13 protein-coding genes and 1 pseudogene are annotated in these 18,901 nt (G+C 46.2%); 5 read left to right on the top strand and 9 right to left on the bottom strand.

The window, feature by feature from the left end; translation table 11 throughout:
- The first annotated feature begins 1 nt into the window (after position 1).
- The 4 genes from ACUJFK_RS01735 to ACUJFK_RS01720 are packed head-to-tail and all read left to right on the top strand — an operon-like array spanning position 2 to position 5,168.
- Positions 2 to 1,075 (top strand): HlyD family secretion protein, encoded by a 1,074-nt coding sequence (locus tag ACUJFK_RS01735; RefSeq protein WP_445425878.1) that lies wholly within the window; start codon positions 2 to 4, stop codon positions 1,073 to 1,075.
- Positions 1,072 to 3,813 carry a ribosome-associated ATPase/putative transporter RbbA gene (rbbA, locus tag ACUJFK_RS01730; RefSeq protein WP_445425877.1) on the top strand — a complete coding sequence of 914 codons (2,742 nt, stop codon included), beginning with the start codon at positions 1,072 to 1,074 and terminating at the stop codon, positions 3,811 to 3,813. The genes ACUJFK_RS01735 and rbbA overlap by 4 nt, the downstream gene beginning before the upstream one ends.
- Positions 3,814 to 3,815: 2 nt before the next feature.
- A complete protein-coding gene (locus tag ACUJFK_RS01725; RefSeq protein WP_445425876.1) occupies positions 3,816 to 4,940 on the top strand; it encodes an ABC transporter permease in 1,125 nt (374 codons plus the stop codon).
- Between the two features lie 36 nt (positions 4,941 to 4,976).
- On the top strand, positions 4,977 to 5,168 hold the full coding sequence (locus ACUJFK_RS01720) for a hypothetical protein (protein ID WP_445425875.1): 192 nt from the start codon (positions 4,977 to 4,979) through the stop codon (positions 5,166 to 5,168).
- 278 nt (positions 5,169 to 5,446) lie between these two features.
- On the opposite strand, the gene ACUJFK_RS01715 is transcribed toward ACUJFK_RS01720, so the two are convergent.
- The 8 genes and pseudogenes from ACUJFK_RS01715 to ACUJFK_RS01680 all read right to left on the bottom strand — a co-directional run bounded on the left by ACUJFK_RS01715 (position 5,447) and on the right by ACUJFK_RS01680 (position 14,920).
- On the bottom strand, positions 5,447 to 5,710 hold the full coding sequence (locus tag ACUJFK_RS01715; RefSeq protein ID WP_445425874.1) for a hypothetical protein: 264 nt from the start codon (positions 5,708 to 5,710) through the stop codon (positions 5,447 to 5,449).
- Between the two features lie 18 nt (positions 5,711 to 5,728).
- Positions 5,729 to 6,880 (bottom strand): annotated as a pseudogene (gene tnpC / locus ACUJFK_RS01710) (IS66 family transposase); the annotation flags it as partial.
- A gap of 231 nt (positions 6,881 to 7,111) precedes the next feature.
- Positions 7,112 to 7,606 carry a hypothetical protein gene (locus ACUJFK_RS01705; RefSeq protein ID WP_445425873.1) on the bottom strand — a complete coding sequence of 165 codons (495 nt, stop codon included), beginning with the start codon at positions 7,604 to 7,606 and terminating at the stop codon, positions 7,112 to 7,114.
- Positions 7,606 to 9,834, bottom strand: coding sequence for a hypothetical protein (locus ACUJFK_RS01700; RefSeq protein ID WP_445425872.1), 2,229 nt, complete (start codon positions 9,832 to 9,834; stop codon positions 7,606 to 7,608). Before ACUJFK_RS01700 ends, ACUJFK_RS01705 begins: the two co-directional genes overlap by 1 nt.
- The gene (locus ACUJFK_RS01695; RefSeq protein WP_445425871.1) at positions 9,827 to 11,428 is read right to left on the bottom strand and encodes a site-specific integrase; all 1,602 of its coding nucleotides are present in this window, start codon (positions 11,426 to 11,428) and stop codon (positions 9,827 to 9,829) included. Before ACUJFK_RS01695 ends, ACUJFK_RS01700 begins: the two co-directional genes overlap by 8 nt.
- Positions 11,418 to 12,761 (bottom strand): tyrosine-type recombinase/integrase, encoded by a 1,344-nt coding sequence (locus ACUJFK_RS01690; RefSeq protein WP_445425870.1) that lies wholly within the window; start codon positions 12,759 to 12,761, stop codon positions 11,418 to 11,420. Before ACUJFK_RS01690 ends, ACUJFK_RS01695 begins: the two co-directional genes overlap by 11 nt.
- 163 nt (positions 12,762 to 12,924) lie before the next feature.
- Positions 12,925 to 13,533 carry a single-stranded DNA-binding protein gene (gene ssb / locus ACUJFK_RS01685; protein ID WP_229586221.1) on the bottom strand — a complete coding sequence of 203 codons (609 nt, stop codon included), beginning with the start codon at positions 13,531 to 13,533 and terminating at the stop codon, positions 12,925 to 12,927.
- Between the two features lie 22 nt (positions 13,534 to 13,555).
- Positions 13,556 to 14,920 carry an MFS transporter gene (locus ACUJFK_RS01680; RefSeq protein WP_445425869.1) on the bottom strand — a complete coding sequence of 455 codons (1,365 nt, stop codon included), beginning with the start codon at positions 14,918 to 14,920 and terminating at the stop codon, positions 13,556 to 13,558.
- Positions 14,921 to 15,285: 365 nt separating this feature from the next.
- Between ACUJFK_RS01680 and uvrA the strand changes: the two genes are divergently transcribed.
- Positions 15,286 to 18,111 carry an excinuclease ABC subunit UvrA gene (uvrA, locus tag ACUJFK_RS01675; protein ID WP_445425868.1) on the top strand — a complete coding sequence of 942 codons (2,826 nt, stop codon included), beginning with the start codon at positions 15,286 to 15,288 and terminating at the stop codon, positions 18,109 to 18,111.
- A gap of 18 nt (positions 18,112 to 18,129) precedes the next feature.
- On the opposite strand, the gene ACUJFK_RS01670 is transcribed toward uvrA, so the two are convergent.
- The gene (locus ACUJFK_RS01670) at positions 18,130 to 18,591 is read right to left on the bottom strand and encodes a methyltransferase (protein ID WP_445425867.1); all 462 of its coding nucleotides are present in this window, start codon (positions 18,589 to 18,591) and stop codon (positions 18,130 to 18,132) included.
- Positions 18,592 to 18,901: the final 310 nt, after the last annotated feature.

Genomic DNA, 18,901 nt, shown 5'->3' with positions numbered 1-18,901 from the left:
CATGAATCTATCCAAAACGACAGTAAAACCTTTGCTGATCGCTGCCGGTGTTATTGTTGCTCTGTTTGTTATCGCTCAGAGATATTTATTATCTGATGAGTTGCCCGCGGATGTTGCTTCGGGTAATGGCCGGATTGAAGCAACCGAAATTGCTATTTCTGCGAAAACCGCTGGGCGGATCCGCGATATTTTGGTTAACGAAGGTGACTTTGTGACAGCGGATCAAGTGGTAGCACATATTGATTCAGAATCACTTACTGCTCAGCTGCAACAAGCTGAAGCGCAAGAGCGCCAAGCGCTAAATGCGGTTAGTGCGGCGTATAGCCAACTGGCACAACGACAAAGTGAAAAAGCGGCACTGGAAGCGGTATTAGCACAGCGCGAAGCCGAATTATCTGCTGCCCAAAACCGCTCGCGGCGTACTAGCACTTTAGCCAAAACTGGCGCGGCCTCGCAACAAACGGCCGATGATGATCAAGCACAATTGCGCAGTGCACAAGCCGCCGTTGCTGCGGCTAAAGCGCAGATAGATGCAGCAGCATCGGGTATTGCCGCGGCCAATGCGCAAATTCAATCGGCAGAGTCGGCCTCGGTTGCGGCGGCTGCCACCGTTAATCGCGTAAAAGTAGAGCTGCAAGATAATGTATTAAAGGCGCCGCGTGCTGGTCGTATTCAGTATCGAGTAGCGCAAGCTGGGGAGATTGTTGGGAGTGGCGGCCGGGTGTTAAATATGATCGATCTGACCGATGTGTATATGACATTCTTTTTACCCGCCGCGCAAGCTGGGCGTATTGCCATTGGTAGTGATGTAAGCATAGTGCTTGATGCGGCACCGCATGTGGCCATTCCAGCTAAAATTTCTTATGTTGCTGATGTGGCGCAATTTACACCTAAAACCGTAGAAACAGCCAGCGAACGTGAAAAACTGATGTTTAGGGTCAAAGCCAAAATTGATCCCGCATTGCTGCAAAAACATATTACGCAGGTGAAAACCGGTTTGCCGGGTGTTGCTTGGGTTAAGTTAAGTGACGACGCCAGCTGGCCTGCACATTTACCTGAGCGGGTTGCTTTATGACGGTAGCCCGCATTCGGCAAGTTAGCTTACGATACGGGAAAACACTGGCGCTAGATAACATCACCTTAGATATTCCCGCGGGTAAAATGGTGGGGTTGTTAGGGCCTGATGGTGTGGGTAAATCTAGCTTATTGTCGTTGTTATCCGGTGCTAAAGCGATTCAAAGCGGTCAAATTGATGTGCTAGATGGCGATATGGCCAGCAAAGCGCATCGTGAATATATTTGTCCACATGTTGCTTATATGCCACAAGGGTTGGGTAAAAACCTCTATCCCACCTTATCTGTTGAAGAAAACCTGCAATTTTTTGCCCGCTTATTTGGTCATTCTGCGCCAGAGCGGCGTCGGCGTATTGACGATTTAACGCAAGCAACGGGGCTGCAAAAATTTTTAAGTCGCCCAGCTGGCAAGCTTTCCGGCGGTATGAAACAAAAGCTGGGGCTGTGCTGTGCGCTAATTCATGATCCGCAATTTTTAATTTTAGATGAACCCACTACTGGCGTGGATCCGCTGGCGCGTAGCCAATTTTGGCAACTGATTAGCCGCATTCGTCAAAGTCGCCCACAAATGAGTGTAATTGTAGCAACCGCCTATATGGACGAAGCACAAGGCTTTGACTGGCTGGTAGCGATGGACGGCGGTAAGGTACTTTCAACTGGCACACCGGCAGAGATTTTACAGCGAACAGCATCGGCATCGTTAGAAGAAGCCTTTATTAAATTATTGCCAGAAGAAAAAAAACGCGGACATCAACCGGTTGAGATTACGCCATTAAGCCAGTTTGGTGCTGATGATATTGCCATTGAGGCGCAACATTTAACCATGCGTTTTGGTGATTTTACCGCGGTTAACGATGTTAGCTTTAAAATTGCTCGTGGTGAAATTTTTGGCTTTTTGGGTTCCAATGGTTGCGGTAAATCCACCACCATGAAAATGCTTACGGGTTTATTACCCGCGACAGAAGGCAAAGCCTGGCTATTTGGTAAAGAAGTTAACCCTGATGATATTAATACCCGTAAGCGTGTGGGGTATATGTCGCAAGCGTTTTCGTTGTACGGTGAGCTTACTGTAGAACAAAACTTAGTACTGCATGCACGGCTATTTCATGTGCCAGAACAGGATATTCCAGCGCGGGTAGCGGAAATGGTTAGCCGCTTTGATTTAGCAGGCGTGTTAGCCGATTTACCTGAAAGTTTGCCACTTGGTATTCGCCAACGTTTATCGCTGGCGGTGGCCATGGTGCATAAACCTGAGTTACTGATTTTAGACGAACCCACCTCGGGCGTGGATCCTGTTGCGCGTGATAACTTCTGGCGCTTACTGATTAGCTTATCGCGCCAAGATAAAGTGACTATTTTTATTTCAACGCACTTTATGAACGAAGCCGAGCGCTGTGATCGAATGTCGATGATGCACGCTGGTAGAGTACTGGATAGCGATAAACCGGCTTTATTAAGGCAAAAGCGTGGCAAGGATACACTGGAAGACGCGTTTATCGATTACTTGATTGAAGCCAGTGGCTCTGAGTCGCAAGCAGCACCCATTGAAGCTGCATTGGTTACTGCCGAGGCTGTGGATACGGTGGCAAACGAGCAAGTGCCATCTAAAAAATCGTTGTTTAGTATGCAGCGTATGTTTAGCTATATGTGGCGCGAATCATTGGAGTTACAACGGGATCCGGTGCGCAGCACTTTGGCATTACTCGGCTCCTTAATTTTGATGTTTGTGATGGGGTTTGGTATCAGCATGGATGTTGAGGATTTACGTTATGCGGTGCTAGACCGAGATCAAACCGCACTTAGCCAAAGCTATACATTAAGCTTATCTGGCTCGCGCTATTTTGTTGAGCAAGCGCCCATTAAAGATTATGCCGATTTGGATAAACGGATGCGAGATGGCGAGTTATCGCTGGTACTGGAAATTCCAGCCGGTTTTGCCCGAGATATTGAACGCGGAACGCCCGTAGCGGTAGGTGCTTGGGTGGATGGCGCTATGCCGCAACGGGCAGAAACAGTAAAAGGTTATGTGCAAGGTATTCATCAGCATTGGTTGGCCGAGCAAGCTAGAATGCGCACTAATACCAGCACCAGTAGTGCTGCCGGTATAGAAACCCGTTATCGTTATAACCCAGATGTGCGCAGTTTACCTGCTATGGTGCCGGCTATTATCCCGCTGCTGTTATTAATGATGCCCGCCATGTTAACGGCACTGGCCGTAGTACGTGAAAAAGAGCTGGGTTCTATTCTTAATTTGTATGTGACACCAGTAACCAAAACCGAGTTTATGTTAGGTAAACAGTTGCCGTATGTGGCACTGGCGATGCTTAATTTTCTACTGATGTGTTTATTGGCGGTAACACTGTTTGATGTCCCTATTACTGGTAGTTTTATCACCTTGTTATTGGCGGCGTTTTTATACTGCATTATCGCAACGGGTATGGGCTTGCTGGCTTCTACTGTGACCAAAAGCCAAATTGCGGCAATGTTTTTTGCGATGTTGGCAACCTTGATCCCTGCAGTACAATTTGCCGGTTTACTTGATCCTGTGTCATCCATGGAAGGTGGTGGTAGGGTGATTGGTGAGATTTATCCGGCTACTTATATGATTAATATTACCCGTGGCGTTTTTAGTAAAGCACTGGGTTTTAGTGATTTATATGATTCTTTTAAACCCTTGCTGTTAGCGGTACCGGTTATTTTGGGCGTAGCAATTGCACTATTGAAAAAGCAGGAGCGTTAAGTATGCAAGCCTTTGCCAATATTTATCGCTTAGGGGTAAAAGAGTTATGGAGCTTACGGCGTGATAAAATCATGCTGTTTTTGATTGTCTATACCTTTACGTTGTCGGTGTATACCGCTGCAACTGCGATGCCAGATACCTTAAATAAAGCGCCAATCGCTATTGTTGATGAAGATGCGTCACCGTTATCGGCCCGAATTGTTGGGGCTTTTTATCCTCCTCAATTTAATTTACCCGAGCTTATTTCATTGCCAGAAATGGATGCCGGAATGGATTCTGGCCGTTATACCTTTGTGGTAAATATTCCGCCTAATTTTCAAAGCGATATCCTTGCGGGCAATATTACCAATATCCAGCTAAGCACCGATGCCACGCGGATGAGCCAAGCATTTAGTGGTAGTGGCTATATTCAGCAAATTATTATGGCCGAGATCAGTGAGTTTTTGCAGCATCAGCGTGGGGTAAGTACTACGCCGGTAGATTTAGCGCTAAGAGTACGCTTTAACCCAACGCTGGAAAAAGCCTGGTTTGGTTCGGTGATGCAAATTATTAATAACGTTACCATGCTGTCTATTATTTTAACTGGCGCGGCACTTATTCGTGAGCGCGAGCATGGCACTATCGAACATTTGTTGGTGATGCCAGTAACGCCTACCGAAATTATGTTGGCAAAGGTGTGGTCGATGGGCTTGGTGGTATTGTGCGCGGCAGCGTTTTCCTTGGTTTTTGTGGTGCAAGGTGCGCTACAAGTGCCGATTGAAGGCTCGGTATTGTTATTTTTAGTGGGTGTGGCGCTGCATTTATTTGCCACAACGTCTATGGGCATATTTTTGGCTACGCTGGCGCGTAATATGCCGCAGTTTGGCATGTTAATGGTATTGATTTTACTGCCGCTGCAAATGCTTTCTGGTGGATCTACCCCGCGAGAAAGTATGCCGCAGTTGGTACAAGATTTAATGCTGGTGGCACCTACCACACACTTTGTCAGTCAGGCACAGGCTATTTTGTATCGTGGCGCTGGCCTTGATGTGGTATGGCCACAGTTTTTATGGTTATTGCTGATAGGCTCGGGGTTATTTGTATTCTCGCTATCACGTTTTCGTAAAACCTTAAGCCAAATGGCGTAAACAGAAAAAATAAAATAGTGATGTTGGAGGGCAACAATGTTTGGGTGGTTAGCGCGGTTATTTTTAGTCGTTGGCGGTGTTATTGCCAGTTGGTTTGTATCACGAGAGGCGAATAATTTTGAAGTGATCCAAATGGTGATTGCGATCTTTTTATTTGTATTGGTGGCTGCCATTGCCGCATTTTGGCCACAACTTGTCCGCTTGGTTAAGCGAAGAAAATCAGCTTAAAACACAAAAAGTGCCGTTGTACTAATGCTGATTTAGTGGGCACTTTTGATGTGAAAATAGCTTAGCATCCTGTAGTGAGTACGGCAGCAGCGGAAAAGGCAGCATACACGATGACACGCCGTAAATATGTCCCTATAGGCTCATCTACGGCATCCCTGCCGTACATGGTCATCTTAGCATGCTACCTTTCCTCGCCTTGTTCCAGATAAGGCTCTCTGTACTGTAAGCGTCCATTTTAGGACGCATTGACGCCTTATTCTGCCAACCAACCTGACTGACTAGACGTCTTTCATGATCTGCACCAGTCCTGGTGGTATTTTCCACTGGCGGTTATCGTCGCTGACCACCATCACTGATTTCTTGTTGATTTTGATAACCACGCCGAACACTTGGCCCTCTTTAGCCTTGAAGTGCACTTTTTGGCCTAAGCGTAGCTGGTTTAGGACATTGATGTCGTTTTGCAAACGCAAGTAATCAATCCGCCTGCAGATCAGCGCGTTCAGGTCATGTAATTCGTCTAAGGTTAGGTCTTCGATGCGCATATCGCCTCCGTCTGGAGGCTATTCTACCGTAGTGGTGGGTAAAGCAAAGAGGTCTGAGCGCAGTGGATTATCAGCGAACTTAGTTTTCCAATACCGTGGCGTCAGTTCGTGTACTAGGCTGGCAGGATGCTGGCTGATACGTAGCAGCACATCGGTCAGATAATCGTTTACATTGATATCATGTAAGCGGCAGGTCACTATCAGGCTTTGGATAACGCCAACATGCTCTGCACCGATTTCTGTCCAACAGAACAACCAATTTTTTCTCCCCATGGGTATGGGCCTGAGCGCCCGCTCCAGATGGTTTGTATCCAGTGGCACATCGGGGTCTTCTAAGAAGACGCGCAGTGCCATTTCTTTGCTTTGTACATAGCCAATCGCTTTGGAGAGGGGGTCTTTGGGCAGCAGCGTCAGGTTATGCAGGGTGTCATCACACCACGTAAAGAAGCGGTCAACCACCGGTTTGCTGTGGGTAAGCCGGTATTGGCGTTTTTTGTCATCCGTGAGCTTTTGATTTCGGATAGTCTCTTCTATCTCATACAGCTTAGCGATTAGGCTTATCGCTTCTTTGGCCGGTTGTGGCCAGCTGTTTTCGGCTTCAATAAATTGCTGGCGGCTGTGCACCCAGCACTGAGCATGGGTTAAGCCTTCATTGGCTTTGATATAACTGGCATAGGCACTGTAGCCATCGCTTAATAAAGTCCCTTTAAAGCGATGCTTTACTATCTCTTCTATATGTTGCCGCCCGCGGCTGGTGGAGAAGGTAAAAACAATTTCATCCTTATCGCCATACACCGGCCAGAAGTAGCTTTGCTTCATTTTGCCTGGCCCGGCTTTGCCTGCTTTAATCGGCGTCTCGTCCATTGCCAACACCTGGCTTTGTAAGATGCTACTTAGCATTGCATCCACAATCGGATACAGTAAATCAATACCGCGCGCCACGATGGTACCCAAGGTGCTGCGGCTTAAAGTAATGCCCGCTGCGGCTAAACGCTGGTGCTGACGATACAGCGGCAAGTGGTATTGGAATTTATCGACCAGCATCCCCACGATAAAGCTCACATCCGCTACGCTTTTATCCAGCACATTAAACGGCGCTGCGCTTGGCAGGAGAGTGTCGCTGCCTTTGTGTTTGATGATTTGCCGGTCATAGCGCAATTTAAAACTTGCCATTTAGATGGTTCAGATTTAACCAACGTTAGATTAAATAATGTTCATTTGTGTCATCCCTGAATTTTTGCTCAGCGCTCATGTCACCCCATGCGTGCGACTTGTTCCAACACGTCGAGTGAGAACGTTGTTAGCGTCATTCGTTTAGCTGGAAGAGTAATTGTTATCAGTAAATACCGTGTTGTCGCCGCATCCATGCGGCTTTGTGAGATAGGCTTATGAATACATCATTTATCGGTTTTTAGCAGGCAATGGGTCATCGATTGTTGCGGCAAGCTTATTCAAATCTACGCCATCCATCTTTTGTAGATTGTGTTGCCATCGGGCGAAGCGCTCCAGCAATATCTCCCGTTGGTCGCCTAGTCGTTTGTTTTCTGAATTGAGCCGTTCGTTCTCGTTTTCGAGTTTTTCAACCCGTTTTATTAGCTCGGCAATGGTTGCATCATCGTTGCTTAAACTCCCAAGGAGCTTACTCAGTTTAACGTCCCTGTCGAATAAAGATTTCGCTTCTTCAATTGCGGCAGACTTTTTGTTTCTCAGCTCTTCTTTTTTCAGGTCAAACGCATGTTTGATTTCATCATGTTTTATGTAGGTGTGGCGAGATGGAAGGCGCTTTAAACCCAACTCCGACTGTAATTTTTCAGATAGCAAATCATACGTCAGTTTACCCGTCCATCCGTCAATAATCGCAAGAATCGTTTCTTTGTTGTCTGTTACAAAAGCCATTACTCCTCCAAATCTGACAATGCTAGGGCTGTGAGATCCCAAATAGGAATAACACTCTGCTCGTCAATATTGAGTGAGCGTTTAACTGGTGAAGGGTCTAACTCGTGAGGGATTCTGATAGGTGTACCGTCCGGACTGTGTGGATCTTCCATCATGGTAATGATGGTTCTTATCTTGGATAGTCGAAAGCCAGAAGCCGTTACCCAACGGTCAGCACCGAATACCTGCTTTTCAGCTTTGAGCTTTGCATCCGCTAACTGTTCTTCATAGAGCTTTTCAAGGCGTTTGAGCTCATCTAACGTGTGAGGGAGTCCTTTCATGCACACATGGTCACTACAGACCGCACAGTCGCCATTTTTAACACAAGGGCTGTCTGCATAGTTATGTACGCAAAAGCCTAACCCCGTAAACTGGGCAACGCCTGTTCTGTCCACGCCTAGCGATTTTAAGGAAACAGGTAAGCCTAAATCATGCAACACAATGGCCGGAGGAGGCGCATCCGATGTATAGGGCTCCAGCAGTTGATTAGTTTTAGCAACCGTCATCACTCCTTCACCCTTGGTCACTTGACCTATACGCTTGGTTAGCCGCAATTTTTGTGTTTCTGTTCTCCCATCGTATGCTTTGTTTTGCTCTATATCCGCTCTCCCTGACCACTTGGCAATTAGCCAATCTTCTTCACCCGCCAGTTTCAACTTGGTATTCAGCCAGTGCCTCGGTTGGTGAGTAGTAATACTCAATGGAGAGCCATCTTCATCGGTAATCGACAACTCATCAAAGATTGATACAGTTCCCTCTCTGGCACTCCCTAAAGCATCACCTAATGGGGTCTTTCTAACCATGAGCCAGGAAAACGGCTTAACAGCAAACTCGCTATGAAATTCGTTTTCTCTGACTAAGGTTATACAATCCCAAACTTTGGTATGTCCAAAATTGGGAAAGTGTTTAGTTTTGTATTTTTGGTCAACCACCGTACGAAGATCTCTATAGCTTGGGAATTTGATACTAATCCCTGTAGACTTATAAGTTATTCTGGTCAGTATTTCATTATCCTGAGACAAAACGCGCCCTTTCAACAAATCTTTCTTCCAGTCAGATACGCAATTTAATTTATTGATGAGTTTATGGAGCCACTTCACATTTGGGTAAGCCCAACTCTCTTGAGATCCGTTACTCTGCTCACCAACCTTAAGCCCCATTGCCTTGGCGAATTGGTTATACGTTAACATCTGATCTTGAGAAAAATCAGCAGATGTAATGCACTCCTCATGAACTAAGAATACATCTGGATTTTCATGAGCAAATTTTGCAGCAGCTCTGGCAGGCGCAGAGATGTCAACCAGCCTTTTAAACGCCTGTTGAACCACATCTTCCATTAACTTCGGGATCCATTTACGAACCGGATCGCCACCTTTGGCCGGATGCCACATTAAATACCATCTGCCCTTATCACTTTTTTGCAATGAATTAACGGTAAGGCCGTTAAGTTCAACACTGCGGCTGGGCTGACACATCAGCATTACACAAAGACTGGAAAAATATTGTTGACGAGGTGTTTTAGCTTGATGAAAGGCATCTGCCACCTGCAACATCTGGTAATCAGAGGGGCATTTGTCTTCCTCTTGTTTACGACTATCCTTATCAAATTTAATGGTTGGATCAGATGGTCGAGGGAAAGGGTTTGACCACTCTTGTAGGTCTAGTTTGAATCGCTTATTCTTTATAAACTTCAATACCTTTTCAAGTGATAACCCAATATTGTGCTTGTAGCCAGTACTCAATTCACTGCTCTTGATCTGCTCCTCAACACGATTAATAACTGTGTTATTGAGGTGCATAATATCAACATCAGATCTATCATTTTGAGTCGCGTTTTCTTCTAGCGCTTTATAGATCCACATTAAAGATAAAGCCCAACAGGTTGAATCTTTATGATTTAGTGACTGCTCATAACGTACATAGGCTTTAGCAAAATCAGCAAATGGTTGCTTGAATGGAATATATTCGAAACTATTTATACTGTTTCCAAATACGATGGTTAATTTCTTTCCGCTCGATGGCACCCAAGACCATTTATCACAGTTCCATCCTCTCTGAATGCCGTCCGAGCTTTCAAATTCATGGTCGGCAAAAAGCGTTAATTCGTTTTTGGCAAACGCTATGAAGTCCGCATAATTCTTCTGGCAATCCTGTTGGTGCTTTGGTGTAAATACTAATGCATCAGCCATTTAGCGCGCCTTCTTTTTCCAATTCTTGTTTTCTGGCCTCACACTTGTCAATAACCACTTTGATAGCGTTAATCGTTCGATTACTGGCTTGCAGTACAAACTCACTTGCGCCCATTTGTCTCTTGCGATCAACCTCGGAAACCAGAGTGTTCAGGACTTCAGTATGCGGTGCGTTTAACCAGGGTTGGAATTTATTGCATGTATAACAATGGATGGTGCCATTGGCACAAAACCCAAATTTTCCGCAGTTCCCGACAGGGTTGCCATCGTTGTTATTAATCCTACTGCGTGGGTCATTGGCTCGAATGGCGTCTTTTTCACTATCAATCAACGTGCCCGAAAATGCTTGCGCTAATGGCGTTAAATCGGATGCCAATGCCGCATCAATTCTGTCTGCCATATCTTCGTTGAACTCTGTGTAGACTTTCACTTGCTGGGTATCTGAATGACCCAACTCTTCAGCGATGGCATAGTCGCTTGCACCCAGCATTGCCATGTTGGTTGCGTGGGTATAACGGAATCGTCTGGGATTGATATGCAAGTCCCCAAACTCACCATCGAGTTTAATCCGTGTTGTTTTTAATGGGCAGAGTTTCGCTATTCTCGACACCAAAGAATCAACATCTGTTTTCCTAATACAAACGGCATCAGGCGTGTTTTTCTGCAATTGTCTAAATGCATTGAAGTCTGATAAATCTGAGATTTCCCGAGCGTTGAGAAAAATAGGGATTTGGCTTTTCTGCTGTGAATTTAGTTCAATGCCAAAGTGCGTTTCAATCGTTTTGATGGATTCCTTGGCTTGCGCAGTTAGCACCAGCATTAAATCTTCACTCACATCCTTTTTGATTTGAAACGAACCTCTAAATCCCTCATTTCGTTTTTTGGCATTGGGAAGCTGCAGGTCAAAATGGTCAATACCTTCCTCATGCCTTGTGATTAAATCGCCACAATACAGGTGAGTAAGCTGTACAGGACGGGCACCTGTTTGCTGCAACGCCATGATAAACGCATAGTCGGTCAACGATATCTGTTTTTCTGTGTAAGCATCGACATACCAGTTGATAAAAGCCGCTTGCTCTTCAAATGTGTACGCACCACTGTAAGGACATCCTAATGCAACGGCCCTGCCTTTTTCACAACCAGAGAGCTTTAGCGAATTAAGTAACTCAACTGCCTTCTTATCTACGCCTTTAATCTCTTTGTCGAACCAATCGAGCAAAAATGCACGGATGTAGCCCAATTTCCACTCCGTGTCTTTAGTCAACGTCGCTTTGTAATTGATGATGTGTGATTCATTAATCGTGTCTTTAACGCCAGTAGTGAAAAGTGCCCTGGTGTAGAGGAAAATTCCGATTGTATAACCAGATGAGAATTCACACGCATAGTCAGCCAGGGCCAGTTTGAAATTAATTTCAAACCTTGAATCCAGGTTCAGCGGAGCGAGTAATTTAAAGTTTAAAGAATGATTAGCATCTAATCTCCAAACATCATCATAAACATCAAACTCGTAGTTAGCTTTGCTGCGTCGCTTATCCGATTTTGTTTTTGCTTTGGCCCTTTTAGCGCCTTGCGATCTGTTTGTTTTAGCTAACATAACCGCCTCTCTCTGCTTTGTGCGTTAACGTGGCTTGCATTTTTTGTCGTATTTCATGCGCTTGCTTTTTCGCAGTTCGTGTCAGATAAATGCGTCCTGACTCAAGGGACGAATGGCCGTTAAGCGCCGCCCGAATTTCAAGCTCTCGTTGTTCGGTGATGGTATTTTCCCTGGCATATTGCTTTGCCGCTTGATGCAAACCTTGCTGTTCTAATCGTTTCACTTCCTCTAAAACCGCTTGCTTTACTTCATCAATACGAGCGGAGAGTTGATCGTTAAAATAGTGTCGGGGGAAGTGTGGTGAAATACCCCAGAATCGCTCCGGATTGACACTCTTTATAGTGTTAAAGAGATGATTAATAGTTCGCTGAATGAGCGGTTGCCCTGACTGATAATGACCATTTTTCTCTTTGTGAGAGACAAATATAAACGGATGGGTTTTCGCCACCTTTGTATTGTTCCGATGAACTTTAATATAGGTATTCAGCAAGTCTCTCAGCTCCTTTGAAATAGCAACCTCTCGGCCAAGTGTCTTTGCTGTGGGCTCTTTTAATCGGGGATCTTCTTTGCTGTCATGTCGCCTTACCACCGACAAGGTAGGTTGATCGATGTCGGTGCCAATATCGCTGATACGAAGCGCAAGCAACTCAGAACAGCGAAATCCGGTTTCATAAAATGTCTGAACAATCAGATAGTTTCTAAATTTAATCACTGGGTTTTTGAAGGGATTGTGTTGTGAGTCCGGTCGGGCAACATTGAGAAAATCCTGAAAGGCATCATCCGAAATACCTGATTTATCTAAAGAGCCTTTTTTTAATCTCCCTTTTGGCATATCGCTTTTAAGTCTCTTTTTCATGTTATCGAGCGCATCAAAGAGCGCTGCCGCAGTGGGCAAATGCTTAACCCGCTCTTGCCCGATGAAATGCAGAAATTCGGCAATATGTGCTATCCGCGATATGTACTGAGACTTCCCGACCGTGGGCTTGTCATCGCCCCTCGATAAATAAAACTGTCCCATGTCGACAACATTACTTGCGGGTCTGTTGATAAGGGCTTTGGCTTGGTATGCGCAGTGCTCTTTGATTTCTTTAATATCATCACGGCTCGGTACGCTGCCGTTGTAGATTTCATCCAGCAGATTTCGGCCGTTAATTTTCTCCCAAACCTTCAAATGCTTGATGGATTTTAGGTATTGCTCGATTGACGTTGCGGCATGATTCATTCGCAGCTTTTGCGTTACAAAATGAGTCACCCAAAAGTCAGGCAATCCGTTATCACCCAACAAAAAAACATATCGCTCACCACTTTTAAATTTCTGGACAGCAACCCTCATTGAACACCTATAAATCAACAATTTTATTTGTTGATTTATAATATATTGATAGTGCAACTACATTTCAACATTTATTTTTGTTATAAAAATAGAAAAGCCAGATAAAATCTGGCTTTAGAGTGCTTCTTCAGATGTTTTTCTACATTTTTATATTTATGTCACGTTAGAACGGAATATCGTCATCAAAGTCGATTGGCGGTTCCATTGGTGCAGCCTGCTGATTGGGCCTAGGTGCTTGATAATTTCCACCGCCCTGCTGAGGAGCTTGTGCAGGTTTTTGATAACCGCCACCGCCTTGCGCTGGTTGCTGATAGTTACTGCCACCTTGCTGTGGCGCTTGCTGGTAATTATTATTACCGCCGCCTTGTTGGCCGCGAGGCTGGTAACCGCCTTGCTGACCGCCACCCATACCGCCACCTTGTTGTTGACCTTCACCACGGCCATCCAACATTTGCAGCTCGTTTGCCACGATCTCCGTAGTGTAACGCTCTACGCCGTCTTTGTCGGTCCATTTACGGGTTTTAAGCTTACCCTCAATGTACACTTTTGAGCCTTTACGCAGATATTCACCGGCAATTTCAGCTAAACGCTGATAAATCACAATACGGTGCCATTCGGTTTGTTCTTTGCGCTCATTGGTCGCTTTGTCGGTCCAACTTTCTGACGTTGCGATAGTCATATTCGCAACAGCACCGCCTTGCGGCATGTAACGCACTTCAGGATCAGCACCTAAGTTACCGATTAAAATGACTTTATTAATTCCACGCGCCATGCGTATCTCTCCTGCAAAAATGTTACTGGTTGCTGTTGGCAACCAAAGACTGAGCTTGCGCTAAATCGAACTGCTGCGAGCTAACTTTCAGATAGCAACGTTGATCTGCTAACAATATCGTGACCTCTTGAACTCCCACCAACGCGGCCAGCTTGCTGGCCAACTGATTGGCTTGCTGCTCAGTCGTTACCGAAACCGGTAACGATAAGCGCTGAGAACGCGCAGGCACCTGCATGGTGCTGGCAATTGCCAGCCATACTAAACCAATCAAGGCTAAACCTGCAAACACTGCACTAAAACCAAATTGCTGTGCCAAGGTGCCGCCTAATAAGCCACCAAAAAAGGCGCCCAAAAATTGACTACTGGAATAAATGCCCATGGCGCTACCGCGTTGTCCTGCTGGCGCAACACGCGAAACCATGGCGGGCAAACTGGCTTCTAAATAGTTAAAACCAATAAAGAAGACCAACAATGCCAAAACAAGACCCCAGAGGGTAGCCGCCTGCCAACTAATTAACATTGCTATAACTAATAATAGAACATTAATTAAAAAATAGCGTTTTTCTTGCTGCCGACGCATCGCAATAATCATCATCGGCACCATAAACACAAACGATAACAACAGCACCGGTAAATAGACCTGCCAATGCTGCTCTGCCGCTAACTGCTGCTTAAGTAATAACGGCGGCAAAGCGACAAACATAGCGGTTAACATTAGATGCAATAGCATTACACCAACATCTAAACGCAACAACTGACCATGCGCCAACATACTGGCTAAGCTTTGCGGTAACGCTATGGTTTCAGCGCCAGCCGAACGGCTCACACTGTGTGGCACTAAAAAAGCCACAATCAGCATCGCCGCACACGCTAACACGGCGGTAAACCAAAATACGCCGCTAAGCCCTGCCCAACGCGCTAAAATTGGCCCCAACACCATCGCCAGCGCAAAGGATAAACCAATACTGCCACCAATAATCGCCATGACTTTAGGGCGCTGTTCTTCTCGGGTTAAATCCGCAGCTAACGCCAACACGGCACCCGCAATAGCACCGGCGCCTTGCAGTACACGCCCAAGTGTTACCATATACACTGACTCAGCCATCGCAGCGACTACCGAGCCAAGCACAAATAATGACAGCCCCAACAACATCACTTTATGCCGGCCAATTCTATCCGATAACCAACCAAAAGGAATTTGTAAAATCGCCTGGGTGAGACCATAAGCGCCAATCGCTAAACCAATCCACAAGGGTGAAAAGCCAACCAGCTCTTTACCATACAGGGCAAATACCGGTAATAGCATAAAGAGCCCGAGCATGCGGGTAGAAAAAACTAAAGCCAGTGCGATGGCCGCGCGTTTTTCAAGAGAATTTAGTTGATGCATTCTGCCAGAGCGTTGCTAGATATTAAATTTCACGAAGGCCGCAGTTTAGCATAAAAAAACTGAGCAGGCGGTATAACTAACGACCGGTTGCCTTAACCAAGCGCTGTTACCCTGCATCAACTTAACTGGCCATATCACGCGCCACAAGGCATGCCAGTAAGCTAACTGAAAAATCACGGTTTACAGATAAATTTCGGCGTTTTAAGCTAAACCCCACTTCAATACGTAAGTAAGCGCTTGATGGGTGTTTTACCTTGCTAAAATAGCTTGAGCAGGGGCAATTCTAGCTCGATACTGGCTATTAACCCTGCCATTAGTGTATATTTGTACAGCAAACAGCACGCCAACCACCACTGGAAGCCTGAATGGACAAAATTGATATCCGGGGTGCCCGCACCCACAACTTAAAAAACATTTCGCTGCAAATTCCCCGAGATAAACTAGTGGTGATTACCGGCCTATCAGGTTCGGGCAAGTCGTCACTGGCATTTGATACCTTGTATGCAGAAGGACAGCGCCGCTATGTTGAGTCATTATCGGCCTATGCCCGGCAGTTTTTAAGCCTGATGGAAAAGCCCGATGTCGATCATATCGAAGGCTTATCGCCGGCTATTTCGATAGAGCAAAAATCGACCTCGCATAACCCGCGTTCTACCGTGGGCACCATTACCGAAATTTACGATTACCTGCGCTTACTGTTTGCACGTGTCGGCGAACCGCGTTGCCCCGAGCATGATTTACCGCTGGCCGCGCAAACCATCAGTGAAATGGTCGACAAAGTGGCCGAGTTTCCTGAAGGCACCAAGCTAATGGTACTGGCGCCGGTGGTACAAGAGCGCAAAGGCGAACATGTCAAAACCTTGGAAGGCTTAGCCGCCCAAGGCTATATTCGCGCCCGGATTGATGGCGAAATCTGTGACTTATCAGATCCACCAAAACTCGATTTACAAAAAAAACACACCATTGAAGTGGTGATCGACCGTATTAAAGTGCGCGACGACATTAAAGTACGTTTAGCCGAATCCTTTGAAACCGCCTTGCAGTTATCTGGCGGCGTGGCCAAAGTGGCGTTAATGGATGATAGTACTGCCCCAGAGCTGGTGTTCTCGGCCAATTATGCCTGCCCAACCTGTGGTTATTCGATGGCCGAGCTAGAACCGCGTTTATTCTCGTTTAACAACCCGGCGGGTGCTTGCCCCAGCTGTGATGGCTTAGGCGTAAAACAATTTTTCGATCCGAAAAAAGTCATCGTCAGTGACGAGTTAAGCCTGGCAGGTGGCGCCATTCGCGGTTGGGATAAACGCAATTTTTATTATTTTCAGATGCTCAAAGCGCTGGCCGATCATTATGGTTTTCAGCTCGATGTCCCCTTCAGTACCCTAAGTAAAAAACACCAAGAAGCCATTTTGCAAGGCAGCGGCAATACCATTGTTGACTTTAAATACTTAAATGATCGCGGTGATATTGTGCAGCGCAGCCATCCGTTTGAAGGTATTTTGCCCAATATGGAGCGGCGTTACCGCGAAACTGAGTCCAATTCAGTTCGCGAAGAACTGAGTAAATACCTCGCCACCCAACCTTGCCCGAGTTGCCACGGCACCCGCTTACGCACCGAGGCCCGGCATGTGTTTATTGGCCAAACCAATTTACCGCAAGTGGTGGAGTTGTCGATTGGTGATTGCTTAAGCTTTTTCCAACAGCTTAGCTTGCTGGGGCAAAAAGCCAAAATTGCTGAAAAAGTATTAAAAGAAATTCAAGACCGCTTAAGCTTTTTGGTCAACGTCGGCTTAAATTACCTTAATTTGTCACGCAGTGCGGAAACCCTCTCGGGCGGTGAAGCACAGCGTATTCGCTTGGCCAGCCAAATTGGTGCGGGTTTAGTGGGGGTGATGTATGTGTTGGATGAGCCGTCGATTGGTTTGCATCAACGTGATAACGATCGCTTATTAGGTACGCTGACCCACCTGCGCGATTTAGGCAATACGGTGATTGTGGTCGAGCACGATGAAGATGCCGTGCGCATGGCAGATCATATTATTGATATTGGCCCGGGCGCAGGCGTGCATGGTGGTTACATCGTGGCGCAAGGCAGCCTTGAGCAGGTAATGGCCGAGCCGGAGTCTCTCACTGGGCAATATATGGCCGGTACGCGCAAAATTGCCGTACCAGAGAAGCGCACAGCATTAACCGATAAATGGTTAGAAGTGACCGGTGCTAGCGGTAATAACCTGAAAAACGTTGATTTAGCAATCCCCTTTGGTGTGATGACCTGTATTACCGGTGTGTCGGGCTCAGGGAAGTCTACGCTGATTAACGACACGCTGTTTCGCGTTGCCCATCGTGTGTTGAATAAAGGCGAAGGTGCCGATCCGGCTCCGCACAAAGACATTAAAGGCTTAGAGCACTTTGATAAAGTGATCGATATCGATCAAAGCCCGATTGGCCGTACCCCGCGCTCGAATGCCGCCACTTATACCGGTATTTTTACGGCGGTACGTGAGCTATTCGCCGGCACCCAAGAAGCCCGCTCTCGCGGTTATCAAGTAGGCCGTTTTAGCTTTAACGTTAAGGGCGGCCGCTGTGAAGCCTGCCAAGGCGATGGCTTAATTAAAGTGGAAATGCACTTTTTACCCGATGTTTATGTGCCGTGCGATGTCTGTAAAAGCAAACGCTATAACCGCGAAACGCTCGAGATCAAATACAAAGGCAAGAACATTCACGAAGTGCTGGATATGACGGTCGAAGACGCCCTGGCGTTTTTTGAAGCGATACCGGCAGTAAACCGTAAACTGCAAACCCTAAAAGATGTAGGGCTTACTTATATTAAACTGGGACAGTCGGCGACCACTTTATCAGGCGGCGAAGCACAACGGGTGAAACTGGCGCGCGAACTGAGCAAACGCGACACCGGTAAAACCCTGTATATTTTGGATGAACCGACTACCGGCTTACATTTTTATGATATTCAGCAACTGCTAAACGTACTGCACCGCTTGCGCGATCATGGCAATACCATTGTCGTGATTGAACATAACCTCGATGTGATTAAAACCGCCGATTGGATTGTCGATCTCGGCCCAGAAGGCGGCAACGGTGGTGGTGAAATTCTGGTAGCCGGCACACCCGAGCAAGTGGCTGCTTGTGACAAGTCGTATACTGGCCAATATTTAAAGCCGTTGTTAGGCAAGTAATCATAAGGCGCTGGCCAATTACAGCCAGCGCCTTACTTGCGTAAAATAAGCCTGATAGTCAGCGCCAAACTTCTGCTGTAAATGGCGCTCTTCCGGCATTATCTGAAACCGATTCATATACAGCACAAACACTGGCAGTAACAGCAATGCCACCCCGCTTTGTAAATAACAGCCCCATGCGATTAGCAGCAGTAAGAACCCCAGATACATAGGGTTACGGCTATAACGATAGATACCCCGATTGACCAAACTAGAGCTTTGCTGCGGTACGCGCGGGTCTACCGTAGTATTCGCTCGTCGAAACGCAAACACGCCCATCAACGCCACAACTACTCCTGCACTAACAAAACCTGCAGCCAAGAAAACACTAAGCGTATGCCACCGCAACCAAGGCGGTGTCAAAGGTACGATCACCCACATCGCCAGCGCAAACAACAACACCAAAATCAACGGCGGGACTTTAAGTTCTAATGCTTGCATCAGTTCTTCCTGTTTTAAGCTAACGGAAACAAGGTGGTCAATAAATCGCGTTCTTTAGCACAACGAAAATGCTGTTACTTGCCACCAAAAATACACTTTTATGCGCATAAAAGTGTAAAAATCACAAGGTGAGCTAACAGGGTCAGGCCTTGAATCTTGCGCAGTTATGTTCAACTGTACAAAAGTAGCTGCGATTTAAAGACTAACAACGACCATGCTAGCGGCTAAACTGTTATAAAATTAAAGCACGTGTTTAAAGTCAGAACAAAAATTATCGGCCGTAAACTTACGTTTGGATTGTTTGCCGTTC

It is taken from the genome of Alishewanella sp. HL-SH06 (assembly GCF_052656265.1).
The sequence above is the reverse complement of the archived record's forward strand: the minus strand, read 5'-3'. Positions and strand labels throughout refer to the sequence as shown.